Annotated in this window: 15 protein-coding genes; 9 read left to right on the top strand and 6 right to left on the bottom strand. The window is 69.1% G+C overall.

Annotated features, from left to right (window positions below):
- Positions 1 to 66 precede the first annotated feature (66 nt).
- Positions 67 to 735 carry a PEP-CTERM sorting domain-containing protein gene (locus tag AB1L88_RS03450; protein WP_367095231.1) on the bottom strand — a complete coding sequence of 223 codons (669 nt, stop codon included), beginning with the start codon at positions 733 to 735 and terminating at the stop codon, positions 67 to 69.
- A 449-nt stretch (positions 736 to 1,184) separates the two neighbouring features.
- Here AB1L88_RS03450 and AB1L88_RS03445 point away from each other — a divergent pair, with 449 nt between their 5' ends.
- Entirely contained in the window at positions 1,185 to 1,787 is a 603-nt protein-coding gene (locus AB1L88_RS03445) for a hypothetical protein (protein ID WP_367095230.1), read from the top strand.
- A gap of 134 nt (positions 1,788 to 1,921) precedes the next feature.
- Here AB1L88_RS03445 and AB1L88_RS03440 read toward each other — a convergent pair whose 3' ends face one another.
- Positions 1,922 to 2,536: a hypothetical protein gene (locus AB1L88_RS03440; protein WP_367095229.1), complete on the bottom strand. Its 615-nt coding sequence runs from the start codon at positions 2,534 to 2,536 to the stop codon at positions 1,922 to 1,924.
- 465 nt (positions 2,537 to 3,001) lie between these two features.
- Entirely contained in the window at positions 3,002 to 3,418 is a 417-nt protein-coding gene (locus AB1L88_RS03435) for a CsbD family protein (RefSeq protein WP_367095228.1), read from the bottom strand.
- 456 nt (positions 3,419 to 3,874) lie between these two features.
- Between AB1L88_RS03435 and AB1L88_RS03430 the strand changes: the two genes are divergently transcribed.
- The 5 genes from AB1L88_RS03430 to AB1L88_RS03410 all read left to right on the top strand — a co-directional run bounded on the left by AB1L88_RS03430 (position 3,875) and on the right by AB1L88_RS03410 (position 6,320).
- The gene (locus AB1L88_RS03430) at positions 3,875 to 4,333 is read left to right on the top strand and encodes a hypothetical protein (RefSeq protein WP_367095227.1); all 459 of its coding nucleotides are present in this window, start codon (positions 3,875 to 3,877) and stop codon (positions 4,331 to 4,333) included.
- 48 nt (positions 4,334 to 4,381) lie between these two features.
- A complete protein-coding gene (locus AB1L88_RS03425; RefSeq protein WP_367095226.1) occupies positions 4,382 to 4,882 on the top strand; it encodes a hypothetical protein in 501 nt (166 codons plus the stop codon).
- Entirely contained in the window at positions 4,842 to 5,081 is a 240-nt protein-coding gene (locus AB1L88_RS03420) for a hypothetical protein (RefSeq protein WP_367095225.1), read from the top strand. Before AB1L88_RS03425 ends, AB1L88_RS03420 begins: the two co-directional genes overlap by 41 nt.
- The gene (locus AB1L88_RS03415) at positions 5,060 to 5,533 is read left to right on the top strand and encodes a phage holin family protein (RefSeq protein WP_367095224.1); all 474 of its coding nucleotides are present in this window, start codon (positions 5,060 to 5,062) and stop codon (positions 5,531 to 5,533) included. Before AB1L88_RS03420 ends, AB1L88_RS03415 begins: the two co-directional genes overlap by 22 nt.
- 223 nt (positions 5,534 to 5,756) lie before the next feature.
- Positions 5,757 to 6,320 (top strand): transposase, encoded by a 564-nt coding sequence (locus tag AB1L88_RS03410; RefSeq protein WP_367095223.1) that lies wholly within the window; start codon positions 5,757 to 5,759, stop codon positions 6,318 to 6,320.
- A 124-nt stretch (positions 6,321 to 6,444) separates the two neighbouring features.
- On the opposite strand, the gene AB1L88_RS03405 is transcribed toward AB1L88_RS03410, so the two are convergent.
- Both AB1L88_RS03405 and AB1L88_RS03400 read right to left on the bottom strand, forming a co-directional pair.
- The gene (locus tag AB1L88_RS03405; protein ID WP_367095222.1) at positions 6,445 to 8,331 is read right to left on the bottom strand and encodes a hypothetical protein; all 1,887 of its coding nucleotides are present in this window, start codon (positions 8,329 to 8,331) and stop codon (positions 6,445 to 6,447) included.
- A 182-nt stretch (positions 8,332 to 8,513) separates the two neighbouring features.
- Positions 8,514 to 9,332 carry a DUF4058 family protein gene (locus AB1L88_RS03400; protein WP_367095221.1) on the bottom strand — a complete coding sequence of 273 codons (819 nt, stop codon included), beginning with the start codon at positions 9,330 to 9,332 and terminating at the stop codon, positions 8,514 to 8,516.
- Between the two features lie 216 nt (positions 9,333 to 9,548).
- On the opposite strand from AB1L88_RS03400, the gene AB1L88_RS03395 reads away from it, so the two are divergent.
- The 3 genes from AB1L88_RS03395 to AB1L88_RS03385 all read left to right on the top strand — a co-directional run bounded on the left by AB1L88_RS03395 (position 9,549) and on the right by AB1L88_RS03385 (position 14,660).
- Positions 9,549 to 10,823: a Gfo/Idh/MocA family oxidoreductase gene (locus tag AB1L88_RS03395; protein ID WP_367095220.1), complete on the top strand. Its 1,275-nt coding sequence runs from the start codon at positions 9,549 to 9,551 to the stop codon at positions 10,821 to 10,823.
- Positions 10,824 to 10,944: 121 nt separating this feature from the next.
- Positions 10,945 to 12,981, top strand: a complete 2,037-nt coding sequence (locus AB1L88_RS03390; protein WP_367095219.1) for a hypothetical protein — start codon at positions 10,945 to 10,947, stop codon at positions 12,979 to 12,981.
- A complete protein-coding gene (locus AB1L88_RS03385; protein ID WP_367095218.1) occupies positions 12,981 to 14,660 on the top strand; it encodes an FAD-dependent oxidoreductase in 1,680 nt (559 codons plus the stop codon). The genes AB1L88_RS03390 and AB1L88_RS03385 overlap by 1 nt, the downstream gene beginning before the upstream one ends.
- 79 nt (positions 14,661 to 14,739) lie before the next feature.
- Here AB1L88_RS03385 and AB1L88_RS03380 read toward each other — a convergent pair whose 3' ends face one another.
- On the bottom strand, positions 14,740 to 17,508 hold the full coding sequence (locus tag AB1L88_RS03380) for a PAS domain-containing protein (RefSeq protein WP_367095217.1): 2,769 nt from the start codon (positions 17,506 to 17,508) through the stop codon (positions 14,740 to 14,742).
- Positions 17,509 to 17,708 lie beyond the last annotated feature (200 nt).

Here is a 17,708-nt window from a genome sequence, read left to right as displayed (position 1 = left end):
TGTCGCGTCCGCCCGGAGCGACCCCGGGCCGCACGGGATCCGGAGGGTCGGCTCCGGGGGCCGGGCTCAGGAGGTCATTGCCCGGCGGCGACGACGTTTCCAGAGCAGACCCAGGCCCGCCACGGCACCCGTTGCCGTCAGCGCCAGGCTGGATGGCTCGGGGATGGGGTACAGGCGGATCTGGAACGAATCGCCGGAAGCGAGGCCATTGAGGGCGATCCTCCAGTCCAGGATCGGATCGATCGGCCCGCCCGCGTCGCCGAGGACCAGGGCGTCGAAGGGTTCGATCGTCGGATTGAAGGACACGAGCGCCCTTGTGGGCGAGAACGACCTCAGCGAAAGGCCGCCGGTGGCGCCCGGGATGATCTGCCAGTTGTCTGGGTCGCCCAGCTCCCAGGTCGCGGCGCCTTCGAGTGCGACGATGAAGCCGGACCAGGGGAGCCCGGTCAGGTTGAGGTGGAAGCCGCTGAAGGAGAGCGTCGGGTCCGTATCATCCGGCCCCAGCAGGACATCCAGGAGGACCGGCTGCATGGCGTACCAGTCAACATCGATGTCGAGCTTGTTGGGGCTGGAGAAGTCGTAGACGACGTTGCCGTTGTCCTCGAGGACGGTGATCGTGGCCGCTTCCAGAGCTCGGCCGTCAAAACCAGCCGTCAGCCAGATCAATGCCGCAATGACGACAGCGACACCGCTCCTCTGCATCGCAAATTTACTCTTGGCGCTTCGATATTCCATCGGATGTCCCTCACGCTTCACTCTTCAAAAGACCCTACCGCACTGCCGGGAGGCCCCAGCCAGAGATGGGGGCAAAAAGAAAAAGGCCTCGCGAAGCGCATCAAGCAGCTCCGTGAGGCCTTCATGACCGTCCCCGCCGACCAACTTGGTTCGTGAGGAGTGAGTATCGGTATAATCCAGATGGTTGGCCCAGGTCAACAGGACTGCGCATGCTGTTGTCGAGAACCGTGTTGTGTTGTGCAATGTCAACATGTTTAATAAGGGAAGTTTTTGGTTTCTTTGACGGGATTGCGTGTCTGCTCGACCTCGGCGATGTGGCAAGGGCACTGCCCCCCTTGTCCGCAAGACCCTTCGGTTGCCATACTTAATCCGCAGGGGACAGGACGTGCCGTCCTCGGGAAGGGATGTGGGCTACCCTTTGGCTCCGCGACATTGAGGAACTCCCCGTGATGCGCGATTTCTGGTTTTCCGGTTCCCGTCTGGTGCTTGGCGCGGCCCTGATGGCGATGGCCGGGTGCAACGGGGGGGGCTCGGACGGCTCGTCGACGGCCTCGGGGGTGGGGGCGGGAGGCAGTGCGCCGCCGCCGCCGCCGATCATCGACCCGAATGCGCCGCCGCCCCCCCCGGCGGCGGGGGACGCTCCGGGCGGGCAGCCGGTGCAGCTCCGCAGGACGATCGGCCAGACGACCGACGACGTGCGCGACTTCGACGCCGAGATGCAGAGCGGTCAGAATATCCAGGTCTCGACCGGCAAGATCACGGCGAAGGACCCGATCACGCTGCAGGGCAACGCCTATGTGTCGATCATCGGCCAGGCGGCCGTCCTGCAGATCCAGCACGCCGTGAATCTGTACCAGGCGCTGAACGACCGCTATCCGGCCGACTTCGAGGAGTTCAAGCGCGAGATCCTCGACGCCAACGGCATCCGGCTGCCCCAGCTCCCGGCCTATCAGGAGTATGCCTACAAGGCCGACACGCACGAGCTCGTGGTCCTGGAATATCCGGATCGGATGGAGACGCTCCGCGAGCAGGTCCGCGGGGGGGCCCCTTGAGCGCGAGCCCCCGGCCGTGATCCCGAGCGTGTCGGCCCCCCTCCGCCCGTCCCCGGTTCCGGGCCCCCCTGCCCCCCCGGGATCGCGGGCGAGGGCCGGGGGCGCGAGGGGCTCGCCGATCCGATGCTCGGGCGCTATCGGGCCCGGGAGAAGCGGGCCATGTAGCCGGCGACGTTCTCGGGGGAGCCGCCGGCGGGGACGCTGGTGACGTCGATCCGGGTGACCTTCCAGGTCTGGGGGTCGACCTCTCGGAAGCCGATGGAGAAGCCGATGCCGGGCAAAGGGGTGGCGTTGTAGTCGGTGCCGAGGCCGGAGGAGCGCTCCTCCCACTGGGCCTGGGCGAGGAAGTCGGCCTTGCCCATGCGGGTGGCCCGGCCGGCCTGGACCTCGAGCTGGGCGATCCGGACGAACTCGAACTCGACGTTGGCGAGCGTGCCGCGCAGGAGGGCCTTGGAGAGCATGCCGATCTGCTTCTCGAACTCTGGGGCCAGGTGCGACTCGAAGCGCTCGAAGTCGCTCGCCTTGACGGCGTCGGCCATGTCGTAGATGGCCAGCTCGATGCGCTCGCGGTCGGTCACCCAGAGCTGCTCGATCACCAGCACCGTCCCCGCCAGCCCGAGCATGGCCGCCGCCCAGGCGAGATGCCTGCCCTGCTGCGAGAACCGCACGCGGATCAGGAAGCCGACGGCCAGCAGGGCAAACAGACCGGCCAGGGGCCACGGGTCTTCGGCGAGCCAGGTCCAGGTCATGGGTCGGGTCCTCTGTCGGGGCGTTTCGGCTGCGATGGCGGCCGCAACTGCGGTCGCGATGGCGAGGGCGGTCGCCTTGCATTCCGTCGCGGAGCGGTTGGACTCGGCCGGGGGAAACCGAGGCGAACCCCGCGGACTCAAGGCGGTTTCGGCACCGGGGAGACATGGCCGGGGGGAATCGCCTCCCGACACTTGTACGATAGGCGCGCGCGGTCGCCAAGGCCAGCCCTCGGCGTCCGAGAAACGGTCGAGGCGGGGCGGTCTCTCCCGGGACGGGCGAAGGGGGGGCGGGGCCGCCGGTCGCTCGCCGGCCGGGCGGACCGCCCCGAGGTCGGCGCGCGCGAAACCGGCGCGGTGCCGGGCGGTGGGCCGGGCAACGCGCCGGAATGTTCGGATCGAATGGGATCGGTCGATGAGCCGGTCGATCCGACGGTCGGCCCGTCGGTCCGGCCGGCTCGGGCTCGCTCAGCGCTGGCGGACGAGCAGGCCGAGGGTCACGCCGACGAGGACGCCGATGCCGAAGGCCGTGCCGACGGACTGCATGGGGTTGCTTCGGACGAGGTCTTCGGCCTCGCCGTACTGGTCGTAGAACGAGGACCGGGCGTTCTCGTAGCCGCTGCGGAGGTGCTCGCCGGCGTAGTGGGTGGCGTGCTGGAAGCGCTCGGCGGCGGCGGAGAGGCCGGCGGCCCCCTGGTTGATCAGGGTGTCGAGGTGCTTCTCGATCGACTCGCGCGACTCGCCGGTCTTGCGCTGGATGTTGCCGATCAGTTGATCGACGTTCCCCTCGGCGAATTCGAGGTCCTGGTCGCTGAGCTGACCCCACTTCTGCTTGAGCTGTCCTTTGATCTCGTTCCAGTGGCCCTGAAGCGTCTGGGCATTCATGGTCGTGTCTCCTTCTCTGACAATCACGGGTGCGACGGGTTGGCGGGCGCCGTTGGTTGAGGTGCCCGGTCGGATCGGGGCCCGGGATGATCGATCCCTGGGATCGAACCGCCCGGGCGGGGCGATCCGGGGGCACGCGCTCGGCCTTCGGATCGGACCATCAATCCCGGGCGGCAGACCCGACCGGGCATGGCCGCCGGGCTTACCTGCGGGGATCATGCAGCAACTGGAATGCCGAACCTCCGGCGATGCGATGATTGCGGAGTCGGCATCCGAGTTGCAAGAAGGGTACTCATGTTTCGCTTCGACCCGGCTGTCGGCGATGTCCAGGGGTCAAGGGGGCCGATCGGGCCCTCGGCCGCGAGCGAGCCGCCGGATCGGGAGTTGCGAGGGGAATATGACGCATCCGATCCTGCCTTGCTTGCAACACGGCAACCGGGAGAGAGGAAGACCATCATGGCGACCCGCAAGAAAGGCTCGTCGAGCAATGGGCGGAACGTCCAGCAGCGAGCCCGGAACGAGAAGGAACAACTGGCCGAGCGGCTCTCGGAGCGGTCCGCCGAGTTGGCCGAACACGCCGAGTCCCTCGCCCAGCACGCCCAGGAGATGGCCATGCACGCCGATCAACGCTTCCGCCGAGTGGTCGACCGCCGACCGATGACTTCCGTCTGGACGAGCTTCGGCCTGGGAGTGGGCCTCGGCCTGGCGCTGGTGGCGTTGGTGCCGGCCCGATCGCGACACGGCGGGGCCGGTGGCTGGTCGCTGGATGACCTGTCTGGTTCACTGGAGGGCCTGGGCCGGCGCGCCGAGCGGTTGGGCCGGTCGGCCGCGCATCAGGCGTCGGACTATGCCCACGACCTGGGGCACTCGGTGTCTCGGCGGGCCCGGAAGGCGGCCGATTCGCTGGGCTTCTAATGACGCGTCGGACCGACCGAGCGAGCGAGAGAGAGAGGAAGGCCGACCGTGGCATCATCCCACCCCACACGACCGGACCAGGCCGAGGTCGAGCAACTGCGTCGCGAGATGGCGCGGATCCGCCGCGAGATCCACGCCGACGTCAACGTCGCGGCCGAGCACCTGGAAGCCACCTTGAACTGGCGAGGCTACGTGCGCAACGCCCCCTGGCCGGCCGCCGGGGCGGCCTTCGGCGTCGGGTTCCTGGCCGCCTGGCTGCTGGTCCCTCGCCGCCGGATCCGGGTGGTCGAGCGCGATCGAGGCCGGTCGTCGCGCCGCCCGCCGCGTTATGAAGAGCAGAAGGAGCAGGAGAAGGAGGTCCAGCGCAAGGGGGTGGTCTCCATGGCGCTGGGGTTCCTGGCGCCGATCGCCCTGCGGGCCGCCCAGAATTACGCGATCCAATTCGTCGAAGACCGGCTGCTGGCCCCGTCCGCGGGGATGGGGTCGACGCCGGAGGAGGAAGCGCGCCGTGTTCAACCGGATCACCCAGCACCTGGGCGTCCCTTCTGACGCCCCGACCGCCGAGCAGGCCCGAGAGGCCGCCGCGGAACTGTCGGCCAGGGCCCAGGAGGGCTACAGCCAGGCCCGCGAGGGCCTGGAATCGGCCCTGGCCACGACCCGAGAACAGATCGTCCGCCACCCGGCCCGGTCGCTGGCCGCGGCCATGGCCATGGGAGTCCTGATCGGATGGTTCATCAAAAGACGTTGACATTCTTCGGCGTTGAGGTCCCGGACAGCCTGCAGGGCAGCCTGACCGAGCTGGGGCACGACATGCTCACGCTGGCCGACCTGCAGGTCCGGCTGGCGAAGACCGACCTCAACGCCACGGTCCGGGAGGCCCGGGGGCCGGCCATCGGCCTGGTCGTCGGCCTGGTCGTGCTGCTGGCCTGCGTGCCGATCGGCCTGGTCGGCCTGGCCGAGCTGATCGTCTGGGCCGAATGGCTCCCCCGGTTCGGCGCCTATCTGGCCGTCGCCGGCGGGGCCGCCCTGCTCGCCGCCCTGCTCTCCTGGCTCTGCGTCCGATCCCTCTCCCGGAGCGGCAGCTCCTTCGAACGCTCGAGGCAGGAGCTTCGGCGCAACGCCAACTGGATCGTCCGGGTCGTCAGCGAAGGCGGCAGCTTCCGCCTCCGCCAGCCGTCGTACTGGAGCCGGTATCGCTGAGAGCGCGAGGCGGAGGTCCGCACGGCGAATCCCACGGAAATGATGAAGGGGAGGTCCGCACAGCGGACCCTACGAAGCGTGTAGGGTCCGCTGTGCGGACCTCCGCGAACTCGCCATGGAGGCCATTGACGCAAGGGGTGTTGACAATCAAGATCCTGGTGCTTCAATCGGTCGCGTATGCCGATCTGCAAGATTCTTGCCTTCGAATTTGAGAGCACGAGGGTTGCCCCATTACAGGCGATTCTTCGTCCCCGGTGGGACCTATTTCTTCACCGTCGTCACCGAGCGTCGCATCCCATTGCTTTGCATCGAGGCCGCGCGTCGGCACCTCCGCCAGGCCATGAGCGACTGCCGACGACGGTGGCCGTTCCGGATCGAAGCGATCGTGCTGCTACCGGATCACCTCCATACCGTCTGGTCGTTGCCTCCGAACGATGCGGATTACTCAACCCGCTGGGCCTGGATCAAGAAAGAGTTCACCATCGCCTGGCTCGACGAGGGTGGCTCGGAATGCGAGGTGAGCGACTCGAAGCGACGCCATCGCCGTCGAGGTGTCTGGCAGCGCCGATTCTGGGAACATTGCATCGACGACGAGGATGATCTGGCCAGGCACGTCGATTACATTCATTTCAATCCGGTCAAGCACGGTCTGGTTCGCTGTGCTCGCGATTGGCCCTATTCGACCTTCCACCGTTTTGCCCAACGCGGTGCCTATCCCTTGGACTGGGGTTGTGCGACTGAGCCTCCCCCCACCGTGAAATCTCTCGACAGTACGGCGATGGAGTAACCTGGGGTTTCCATCACTATGTGCCTAATCCCCATGAAAAAAGCGTTGATGAAATGGGGAGGTCCGCACAGCGGACCCTACGGGACTGGGGGAGGCGGAGGGCACACCGGGCACTTTCGAGGGTTTATGGAGCGATCGAACGGGGAGAGCCGGGGGACGACGGATCGAGGTGGACGTGGGTCGAGCCGTTGCTGCCGAGGGGGGAGCGGAGCTCGATGACGCGGTCGGCGCGGCCCTGGGTGAGGAAGGCGGTCAGGTCGACGCCGAGGTCGCGGAGCGAGGCGAGGTGGTCGCGGCGGTGGGCGTCGTCGAGGGCGAGGGCGGAGCGATTTTGTTCGGCGTCGAGCCGGGCGGCCTCTCGGTGGGCGGCGCGGCGGGCGTCGTCGGCCTTGAGCGCGGCGTCGAGGCGCCGGGCGTCGAGTTCGAGCTCGTGGGAGACCTCGGCGGCCTGCTCGACGCGGCGCTTGCCGGCTCGGGCGAGCTGGCTGTCGAGCTTGAAGTTCTCGAGGTCCTGTTCCTGCTGCTCGGTGGCCCGGTCGAGCTGCAATCGGGTGCGGGCCTCGATGGCCTGGTCGTGCATCTGCTGGAGCCGGTCGGCGGCGCCATAGCCCCGGTAGACGACCTTGTTGATCCGGTAGCCGCACTGCGCGGCCCGGCCGGTGAGCTGCCGGTAGGCGTCCAGCTCGTTGAGGCGTTCGGTGTTGCGCTTGAAGGATTCGAAGTCGTGGCGGCCGGTGAAGTCGACGACGTCGCTGGAGGCGGCGTTGACGAAGTCGCCGATCGGGTCGTGGGTGGCGTCGAGCATCCGGTCGATGTCGATGAGCTCGAAGAAGATCATCAGGCGGATGCGCAGGACGGCGTCGTCGGACGTGCGGACGTCGGAGACGTCGTGGTACATCTGGTCGGGCATCAGCCAGAGCTTCTGGAAGACGAGGCCGTTGGGGATCTTGACGACCCCCTCGGAGCCGCCTTTCGAGGCGTGCCAGGAGAAGGTGTGCAGCCACTCGCCGGGTCGGGGCATGAACAGGGCCGGGCCGTACTCGATCCGGCGCTGGACGTTGCCGGTGCCTTCCTTCTGGCTGTAGACGACGACGGCCTCCTTGGCGGCGATCTGGAGGGCCTCGCGGACCTCGACCGATTCGTGCGACCGGGGGTCGAACCAGACCTCGGCGGGGCCGGGCAGGTGCTCCTGGCGGCCGTCCCGGAAGCGGACGATGAGGTAGTCGCCGGGGTGGGCGACGTGGTGGATCATGGCCCGGAACTGGTTGCGCCCCCGCCAGACGCGCCTCGGGCCGACGACGACGTCCATCGTGCCGTTCGGCCGTCGCATCAAGACACGCTGGCCTTCTTCAACGACGAAGGTGAACATGCCGGTCGATCCTCCCGAATTGCCGTTCGAATCCGCCGAGCCGGGGTCGGAGAACGAGGTGAAGTAGGGGCTGGGGGCGTGGCGGGCCATCATCGGGGGTGCGGGGCGCTCTCGCACCGTCACCGGGTGGATCGCCGTGTCGCCCGGGAACTCCTGGAGCATGGAATCGACGAAGTCGTCGTCGAAGTCGCCCGCGGACGCCGGGGCGGCGGCGACGGCAGCGGAGGATTTGCGAGCCCTGATGGAACCGGACGAATAAACGATTGACTGGAGCCGGGCGAGGGATTGGCGGTCGAGTTGCTTCAGCCGGACCGGCCGGGCGAGGATGGACGAGAGCCGATCGGCCTTGGCGATGTTCTCCGGGTCGAGGGCGCCGAGGACGATCGTCTCCCCGTCCTGGGTGAGGGGGACCACCTCGTGTCGGAAGGCGACCTCCGAGGGGACGAGCACGGCCAGGGTGTTCGGGTCGTTGCGGGCGAGGTGCGAGACGGTCTGCGCGCCCGAGGCATTCCGCTTCGGGGGGGGCGAGGCCGACCGGGAAGGGGACGGGGCCGGCCGGGGCGGTGGCGGTGGGGCCGGCCCCCGCCCTCGGCCCGGCGATTCGCCGAGGGAGCCCCGGGTGGCGAGGTACTCATACTGCATCGCGCGGGTCCCCCGTCGGGCCGCCCTTCGAACGACCAAGGGCGAGAAGGTGGTCGCGACCCCGTCTCGGCGGGGTGTCGTCGACGGCACCATGATCCTACGCCAACGATCCGCGCATGCCACCATCAAACGGCCCGGCGCGTGTTGACCTGGACACATCTTCCGCGCCGGAGGTTCGGGGATCAACCCTCTGCCGGGGGAGGCTCGGCGGGGTTGTCAGATCGGATCAGGGCATCGGCCCATGCCTGGTCGTCGCTTGAGAGAGGAGGGACGCAGGGGCGATCGTAGGGGATGCGATCGCGGTAGGACCCGGCGTCGTAGGTGTGTTCCAGGACCGGCTGGAGCGGGACGCGGAGGTCGTCATCGCCCCTGGCGAGCGGGACGGAGATGGTCGGCAAGGGGCGGCGGAGCGACCGGGGGTAGAGCTCGTATTCGTCTCGGGGGCGTTTGGCGCGGTTGACGCAGATGAGGTAGTCGTAAGGGCCCCGAGGCTCCGCGAGGCCCCTCGGCACGGCGACCGTGTGCCGGCCGGTGCGGAGCAGGTCGATCTCGACGAGGTGAACGTCGCTGCGGAGCAGGTCGCGCTGCTTGCTCCGATAGAGTTTCCGGCCGGGGCCCCCCTGCTTGTTCGAAGGGCTGAGCAGCTCGATCACGGTCACGACCTTCTGCCCGGAGGAACGATCGAGGATCGTCAGATACGATTCGGAGACCTCGGCCGGGGACGCCTGGACGATGACCGGGGCGTCCTCCTCGGCGACGGCGAAGCCGGGGCGTTGTACCGGTGCCGATGTTGAAGACGGGGTTCGGTGGACGAGGACATCGGGGATCGACTCCCGATCGGCTCCTTCAATGTAGAGGCGAGCCTCGACCGCCGCGACGTAGCGGGGGCGGAGCCGGGGCTGCATCGCCTCGGCCAGGGCGATGATGAACCAATTGTGGAAGCCCGGCCAGAGGCCCGGGTGCTCCAGGTAGGGGTCCATGCCGGGGAAGATCATGGCCATGATGGGGGGCTCGTCGATCGGGTGATCGGTCGCTCGGCGATTCCTGAGCAGTCATTGTAACGGCCGAAAGCGGGCCGGGTCATCTCTACCGGCGTTGTGCAACGGATGTTAAGCTGACGGCAGCGAGTCCCCGATTGGCCTGGTCCCGAAGGGGCGGGGGTCGAGGCGGGGGGTCGACCGAACCTGACACTCCGACCGGCCCGAGGGAGCCTCCCGATGCGCAAAGGCAAGACGTCCAACCGCAGAATCTTCCTGATGAACTCGGCCGCCGCGGGGGCGGCATCGACGGTCAGCCTGACCAACGTGGCCCACGCCGCGGGGAGCGACACGATCCGGGTGGGCGTCGTCGGCTGCGGCGGCCGGGGCACGGGGGCAGCCGAGCAGACCCTGACGGCCGACGAGGGGTGCCGCCTGGTCGCCATGGCCGAGCTGTTCGACGATCGCCTGGAATCGAGCCTGCAGACCTTGAAGGTCTCTCGCGTGGGAGACCGCGTGGACGTGACCGACGACTCGAAGTTCGTCGGCTTCGACGCCTACAAGCAGGTGATCGACTCCTCGGACGTCGTGTTGCTGACCACCACGCCGCACTTCCGGCCGATCCACGCGGCCTACGCCGTCGAGAAGAACAAGCACGTCTTCGTCGAGAAGCCGATGGCCGTCGACGGCCCGGGCCTGCGGATGTATCTGCAGGCCGTGCGCGACGCCGCCGAGAAGGGCCTGTCGATGGTCCACGGCTTCTGCTGGCGCTACCACTACCCCCGACGCGCCACCATGGAGCAGGTCTTCAACGGCGCGATCGGCGACATCCGGACCATCGAGACGACCTACAACAGCCAGGGGGTCTGGGACCCGCGCAAGACCCGCGAGGAATGCGGCAGCGACATGGAGTACCAGCAGCGCAACTGGTACTACTACACCTGGCTCTCGGGCGACCACATCGTCGAGCAGGCCGTGCACGGCATCGACACGATGAACTGGGCCATGCGCAACATGCCCCCCGAGCGCGCCTGGGCCGTCGGCGGGCGGCAGGTCCGCACCGCCGAGCGCTATGGGAATATCTACGACCACTTCTCGGTCGTCTACGAGTACCCCGAGAACGTCCGCGGCTACCACCACTGCCGCCACTGGCCGAACACGGCGAACCAGGTGAAGGACTACATCCTCGGCTCGGCCGGCACCTGCGACGTCTTCGCCAACCGGATCGAAGGCGCGACCCGCTGGCGATACCGCGGGGAAAGCAACAACATGTACCAGACCGAGCACGACGAGATGTACGAGGCCCTTCGCGCCGGCCGGCCGATCAACAACGGCGAGGAGGCCGCCACCTCGACCCTGCTGGCGATCATGGGCCGCATGGCCGCCTACACGGGCAAGGTCATCACCCCGGACGAGGTGCTGAACAGCAAGGAACGCCTCGGCCCCGAGTCGTACGAGTGGGGCGAGGCCCCGAACTACCCGATCCCGATCCCGGGCGTGACCGACATCGCCTGATTCGGTCGGGGTGGCCCACCGTCCGGGAGCGGAAGGAACCGCTCCCGGTTGCCTTCGACGGATGCAAGCGCAGGCTGTGCGCGATGCGAATGGTTCTCAGAAGGATTGCGACGAGGCGATCGTGAGCACACAACTCGCGCGCCGGGCCGGCCGGGTGACGGGGCGATGGCGCCGGGCCGTGTCGCGGAGGCCGTTGTTGCTGGTCCCCCTGGCGCTGGCAATCATGCTGGCGGGGATGCTGGGGCCGGACCTGTTCTTGATGATCCCGTGGGCGATCCGGCACGCGGCGGGGATGGTCGTGTTCGTCGGGGTGGTGGGGCTGGGGATCGCCCGGCTGCTGTGGGTCGGGCCGGGAGATCGCTGGGTGTCGGCCCGGGTGGCGGACGCCTCGGCCGGAGGGTTGGAGCCGATCTTGCCCTGGGCATTGGCGGCGGCGACGGCGAGCCTGGCCTGGCCGATGCTCGACCGGGAGGGGCTCGGATACGGCGACTGGGACTTTTATTTGCAGACGTATGAGGCGGTCCGCAAGACCGTGCTCGATTACGGACAGTTCCCCTGGTGGAACCCCTGGAACCGGGGAGGGTTCCCGCTGGCGGCCGATCCGCAGTGCAGCCTCGTGCCCCTGGCGACGCCATTGGTCCTGCTGCTGGGGACCGGGGCGGGGTTGCGGCTGGCGGCGGTCGTCTGCCTGATGATCGCGGTGGAGGGGGCGAGGCGGCTGGCGCGGCTCTGGATCGGCGACCCCTGGGCGTCCTGCGCGGCGGGCCTGGTGTTCGGGTTGCACGGCGGGATGATCGTGTACACGGTTGCCGGCCTGTACATCCCGATGACCTTTTGCGCGATGCCCTGGATGATCCTCCACACCTGCCGACTGGCCGAGCGGCCGAGCGAGGGGCTGGCGCTGGGGGCCTGGTCGGCGTTCAACGTGCTGAGCGGGATCTCGTATCCGACGATCTATGCGTTCCTGATCGTGGGGGCGTTCGCATTGCGGGGGCTTCGGGTGGAATCGGGGGAGCGTCGGGTGCGATTCCTCCGGCATGGGCTGATGGCCGTCGGCCTGATGTTGCTGCTGGCCGGCTGGCGGCTGGGGCCGATGGTCGCGGTGCTCGGTGATTTCCCGAGGACCGGCGGCATGATGATCGACCTCCGGCTCCTGGCGTACCTGGAGGAGATGCTCCGGCGGCCGTCGGTCGAGGCTCTGAGCACGGTGTCGTTCCCGATCTTCTGGGAGTCGAACTGTTATGTCGGCATCCTCGGCGTCTTCCTGCTCGGCGCGAGCCTGGTCGGCAACTGGCGATGGTGGCACTGGCTGGCGCTGGTCGCGTTCGCCCTGGGCCTGGGGTCCGTCCAGATCCTTCAGCCGAGCTACTGGCTGGCCGACTGGCCGATCTTCAAGACGATGCACGTGGTCACGCGATGGCGCATCGCCGCGATGCTCGGGGTGGGCCTGGCGGTGGCCGACGGAGTGGCCCGGTTGCGCGCCGACAGACGGCGGTGGCCGGAACTGGTGGCGGCGGCGATGGTCGTGCTGATGGGGGCCGACCTGATCGCGTACGGCCATCGGGCGCTGCCCGTCGGCCTGGGGCCGGTGCCCGAGGAATCGCGGTTCCCCGGCCCGCCGATCGCGCGGCCGATCAATGTGCAGGACAGGCCGGCCTTCCCGAACACGCTGCGGGGGTATGGGACCATCCGGGGGATTCAGCCCATCATGGGGTACGACACCAACGGATCGACCGCCCGCCGCTGGCGGGGGCACCCCGAGTATGAAGGCGAGTTCACGTCGGCAGGTAACTCGATCGAGCCGACGTTCTGGAGTCCGAACCGGATCGGGTTTCGGGTCGAGCCGCATCAGGAAATCGAGATCAATCAGAATCCCGGGTCGTGGTGGTGGGTCAACGGGCGACAGGCGTTTCCCGACTGGCGATGCGCCGAGTGGGAACGTCCGTTCGTGGTCCGGGCCGATGCTGAGGGAACGCTTGAGCTTCAGATCGTCCCGGTCGGCCTGGACCGCGGTTTCATGATGCAAGGCGTGGGTGCCGTGCTGCTGGGGTCGGCATGGGGCCTTCGGCGACGTTCCAACCAGGGGTTACGAGACGGTCAGCCCGAAGCGTTTGATCGGCAAACGCGCGGACGGGGATCGAGTGAAGGATTGCCGTAATGAGTGATTCGCAACGGACGATCGTGATTGTCGGCGGCGTGGCGGGAGGCGCCTCGGCGGCGGCCAGGGCCAGGCGGATCGACGAGCATGCCCGGATCATCCTGTTCGAGAAGGATGAGCATGTTTCGTTCGCCAACTGCGGCTTGCCCTACTACATCGGCGGCGAGATCGCCGAGCGGAAGAAGCTGCTGGTCGCCCCCCGCGAGATGCTCGCCGCGCGGTTCAATCTCGACGTGAGGACCCGGCAGGAAGTCATCCGGATCGACCGCGAGGCGAAGACGGTCTCGGTGCGCGACCTGAATGCGGGGAGCGAGTACGAGCAATCGTATGATGCCCTGATCCTCGCCCCGGGCGCCGCCCCGCTGGTGCCGCCGATCGACGGGGCGACCGCGCCGGGCGTCTTCACCCTGCGGAACCTGGATGATACCGACCGGATCAAGGCGGCGGTCGACGCGTCGGGCCAGGAGCGGGCGGTGGTGGTCGGGGCCGGGTACATCGGCCTGGAGATGGTCGAGCAACTGGTGCATCGGGGGTTCCAGGTCGCCCTGGCCGAGCTGCAGCCGCAGATCCTGCCGCTGTTCGACCCGGAGATGGTCCAGCCGATCGAACAGGACCTGCGCAAGCGAGGGGTGGCCCTGCACCTGGGAGACGGGATCGAGGCGATCCTGACCGGCCCGGACGGCCAGGCCCGCGGCATCCGGCTCAAGAGCGGCACGGAGCTGGAGGCCGGGGTGGTGATCCTCGGCATCGGCGTAAGGCCCTTGCTCGACCTGGCCCGGGGGGCGGGGATCGAGGTCGGGCCGGGCGGCGGGATCGGCACGGATGAATTCATGAGGACGAATGACCCGTCGATCTATGCCGTCGGCGACGCGGCCGAGTACCGCTACGGCCCGACCGGCGCTCCCATGCGGATCGCCCTGGCCGGGCCGGCGAATCGCTCGGGGCGGATCGCGGGGGAGCATGCCGCCTCGGGCAGGAGCCGGCCGATGGCCGACGTCCTCGGCACGGCGATCGTCCGGGTCTTCGACCGGGTCGCCGCCATGACCGGCCTGACGATGACGCTCGCCCGGCGGCTTGGCCGACCGGCCCGGAGCGTCGTCGTCGTGGCCAACAACCACGCCGGATACTATCCCGGGGCCGAGCCGATCACCCTGAAGCTCGTGTACGAGCCGGAGACGGGGCGGGTCCTCGGGGCGCAGGCGATGGGGGGCGAGGGGGTGGACAAGCGGATCGACGTGATCGCCACGGCCATGCACTTCGGCGGCTCGGTGGCCGACCTGGCCGGGCTCGACCTGGCCTACGCCCCCCCCTTCGGCGCGGCCAAGGACCCGGTGCACATGGCCGCGTTTGCCGCCTGCAACCAGCTCGACGGCCTGACCGACTTCGTCGAGCCGGACGCCGACCTGTCGGGCACGCCCCAGTTCGTCGATGTCCGGACGGCGCGGGAGGTGGCCGACCTGCCGTTCCCGGGGGTGAAGAACGCGATCAACATCCCGCTCGACGAGCTGCGTCAGCGGGCCGGGGAGCTGGACCCGACGGCCGAGACGGTCGTCTCGTGCCGCACCGGGGTGCGGTCGCACGTGGCGCTGCGGATGCTCCGGCAGCTCGGGTTCGAGCGGGTCAAGGCCACCTCGGGAGGCGTCTTGATCCGACAGCGGGCCTGGCGCGAGCAACCTTGAGCTGGTCGCCGATTGGTCCGCCTGTGATCGCCCCCTTGGGTTTCGGTCGACCCGGCCGGGCGATCGGGGCGGGACCGGTTCAGGAGCCGGCCTCGGACGGTTGGCGGCCGGGGGCGAAGCGTTCCAGGCGATCGCAGAGCGCGTTGAAGTCGATGGGCTTGGGCAGGTGCTCGTCGAAACCGGCCTGGAGGGCCCGGTCGCGGTCGTCGGGGCGGGCGTAGCCGGTCATGGCGATCAGGATGGCCGATGAGGTCGCCGGGTCGGCCCGCAAGGCCCTGGCCAGGTCGTAGCCGTCGACCGAGCCGGGCAGGCCGATGTCGGAGAGGATGACCTGCGGCCGTTCCTGCCGGGCGATCTCCAGGGCCTGCGCGGCGTCGGTGGCCACCGAGACGTGATGCCCCTGGTTGCTCAGCAGCCGGCGGAGCATGTGGGCCATGTCCCTGCGGTCATCGACCACCAGGAGGCGGAGCCTCGACGGCGAGGGTGGTTCGGGCGCGGTGCCGACCATCTCTGAGGACTCCTCGGTTCCCTGCCCTTGAATCTCCCGAAGCGGCAAGGAGAGGCGGAAGGTGCTCCCCTGCCCCTCGCCCGCGCTGGCCGCCTCGACCCGCCCGCCTTGCAGCTCGATCAGGTTCTTGACCAGGGCCAGGCCCAGGCCGAGCCCCCCGTGGCCCTGTTTCCGGCCGGTGTCGGCCTGCCAGTAGGCGTGAAAGAGCGTGGGGAGCACGTCGGGAGCGATGCCGATGCCGGTGTCGGCCACCTCGACGAACGCCGAGGTGTCGTCGCGGCCGACGCGGACCGTCACCAGGCCGCCCGGCTCGGTGAATTTCGAGGCGTTGTGCAGCAGGTTGCTGACGCACTGGGCCATCCGGGTCGGGTCGGCCTCGATCGGCAGGGCCGCCCCGGGCAGATCGACGCGAAGATCCAGGCGCCGATCGCGGAACGAATCGGCGACGGTCTCGACCGTGTGCGCGACCAGCTCGGCCAGGTCCAGCGGCTCGGGCCGCACGAGCACCTTGCCGTGACTGATCCGGGAAATGTCGAGCAGGTCCTCGATCAGGCGGGTCATGTGTCGGGCCTGCCGCTCGATGATCGCCGACAGGTTCTTGTCGGGGCCGTCGGCGCCGGCGTTCAGGGCCTGGGCCGCGGCGAGGATCGGCGAGAGCGGGTTGCGCAGCTCGTGGGCGAGGACCGCGAGGAACTCGGTCTTCATCCGGTCGGCCTCGCGCAGCGCCTGCTCGGAACGCCGGCGGTCGGACATGTCGACCGTCGAGCCGACGACCCGGACCAGGCGTCCGCGATCGTCCCGGAGGCAGATGCCCTTGTCCCAGATGTCGAGGTCGTGGCCGTCCCGGTGGCGGACGCGGTACTCGAGGCTGTAATGCCGCCGGTCTGGATCGGCCCTCAGCCGCTCCATTTCGGAAATGGCCCGATCGCGGTCGTCGGGATGGATGCGATCGCGCCACCAGTGGTTGGTCGGTTCGGCCTCTTCGGGGGCGAAGCCGAGCAGGGTGAATAAACCCGGCGAGCGTTGCACCCGGCCGGTTTCCACCCGCCAGTCGTAGATCAGGCCGTCCACGGCCTCGGAGGTGAGCCGGTACAGCTCCTCGGCCTCCATCAGGACGAGGTGGCGGGCCCGCTCCTCGGTCACGTCCCGGACGAGCAGGCCGAGGCCCCGATCGACGGGGGCGGCCCGCACTTCCAGCCGGCGATCGGCCGCCTTAGGGGAGGCGACCTCGAACCGGACGGCCTGGCCCTCGTCCCGGGCGCGGCGGAGCGCGGCCTCGGCCGGGGCGTCGGCCAATTCGGGGATCAAGGCGGTGATCGGCTGGCCGAGCACCGAGGCGTGGGGACGGCCCAGCAGCGGCTCGCTCGGGGCATTGAGCCACGAGCAACGGCCCCGCGGGTCGACGAGGAGGCAGAGATCGCCCAGGCCGTCGAGGAGCTTGACCGGCGCGGGAGGCTCGGGGGTCGACGGGGTCGGTGTGGAATCGACCATCGGCGCTCCTCGACGAGGTGGCTCGGCCGGGCCGCCGGCCTCGGTGTGGTCCGATTCCACGGCCTCGAGCACCCCGAAGATCCGGTCCGGGTCGCCCATGGATTCGGTCAAGGCGGTCAGCACGCGGTCCCGGACGAGGAGGCTCGAGCCGTCGGGACGGAGCAATCGGTAGACGAGGCTCTCGGGAATCCCCCGGGCTCGTCGCTCGTAGCCGTCGGCCACGGCGGTGCGGTCGTCGGCGTGGGCCAGGTCGGGCCAGGAGCAGGGGCGGCCGGTCAGCTCGGCGACCGATCGGCCGAGCAGGCGGTCGCTCGACGGGCTGACCGAGGTGAGCCGGCGTTCCGTGACCGACGCGATCCAGAAGATCGCGAAGTCCTCGTCTCGGCCATCCCCTTCGGGCGGCTCGGGGCGAGCGGGGCTCGGCGACGCGCCCGAGACGTCCCCCCCGGGCGCGGCGGGGTCGGGCAGGGCCAGGCCGTGCCAGGCGATCGGGCGGCCGGTGTCGTCCGGGGCCGGCTCGGCGCGGGCGATGACCGGGCGGACCCGGCCGTCGAGCCCCGGTCCGACCCGGAATCGCGCCGAGAAGGGGCGGCCCGACGCGATGGCCGTTTGCCAGTCCGATCGGACCCGGGCGGCATCGTCCGGATGCAGGACGTCGAGCCAGCCGAGGCCCGGCGCCTCGGCCGGGCTTTGACCGGTCCAGGCGAGCCATCGGCCGCCGACCGTCTCCACCAGCCCGTCGGGGCGGGCGGTCCAGCAGAGCCCCGGGAGATGGTCCGCGGGCTCGCTCCGTTCGGGACCGTGTGTCCGGGCCGAGGGCCGGGACTGCTGCTCCAGGGGGAATGTCATGGTCAGGTCGCAATTTCGTGATCGTGCGAGTCGACAACCGCGCGACGAGCCGTCGCGGGCCATCACCAGAGCATGATGAACTGGTTGGTCGTCCTGATTGAGACTCGGAGCGGAACGACGCACCAACGGGGGCCGTGTCGTGTGGCAGGCCCGGCACTCAAGCATCAAGGCGAAGGGAAGATCGTTCTCGAGGAAACCAT

It is taken from the genome of Tautonia sp. JC769, assembly GCF_040717455.1.
In the GTDB taxonomy this organism is placed as follows: domain Bacteria; phylum Planctomycetota; class Planctomycetia; order Isosphaerales; family Isosphaeraceae; genus Tautonia.
This window is presented reverse-complemented; position numbering and strand designations above follow the sequence as displayed.

What these genes read in the sequence shown, in the direction of transcription:
- AB1L88_RS03445 (WP_367095230.1), top strand. Translation starts at nt 1,185, where the DNA reads ATGCGCGATTTCTGGTTTTCCGGTTCCCGTCTGGTGCTTGGCGCGGCC.
- AB1L88_RS03430 (WP_367095227.1), top strand. Translation starts at nt 3,875, where the DNA reads ATGGCGACCCGCAAGAAAGGCTCGTCGAGCAATGGGCGGAACGTCCAG.
- AB1L88_RS03415 (WP_367095224.1), top strand. Translation starts at nt 5,060, where the DNA reads ATGGTTCATCAAAAGACGTTGACATTCTTCGGCGTTGAGGTCCCGGAC.
- AB1L88_RS03395 (WP_367095220.1), top strand. Translation starts at nt 9,549, where the DNA reads ATGCGCAAAGGCAAGACGTCCAACCGCAGAATCTTCCTGATGAACTCG.
- AB1L88_RS03405 (WP_367095222.1), bottom strand. Translation starts at nt 8,331, where the DNA reads ATGCAGTATGAGTACCTCGCCACCCGGGGCTCCCTCGGCGAATCGCCG.
- AB1L88_RS03450 (WP_367095231.1), bottom strand. Translation starts at nt 735, where the DNA reads ATGGAATATCGAAGCGCCAAGAGTAAATTTGCGATGCAGAGGAGCGGT.
- AB1L88_RS03400 (WP_367095221.1), bottom strand. Translation starts at nt 9,332, where the DNA reads ATGGCCATGATCTTCCCCGGCATGGACCCCTACCTGGAGCACCCGGGC.
- AB1L88_RS03440 (WP_367095229.1), bottom strand. Translation starts at nt 2,536, where the DNA reads ATGACCTGGACCTGGCTCGCCGAAGACCCGTGGCCCCTGGCCGGTCTG.
- AB1L88_RS03380 (WP_367095217.1), bottom strand. Translation starts at nt 17,508, where the DNA reads ATGACATTCCCCCTGGAGCAGCAGTCCCGGCCCTCGGCCCGGACACAC.
- AB1L88_RS03435 (WP_367095228.1), bottom strand. Translation starts at nt 3,418, where the DNA reads ATGAATGCCCAGACGCTTCAGGGCCACTGGAACGAGATCAAAGGACAG.
- AB1L88_RS03385 (WP_367095218.1), top strand. Translation starts at nt 12,981, where the DNA reads ATGAGTGATTCGCAACGGACGATCGTGATTGTCGGCGGCGTGGCGGGA.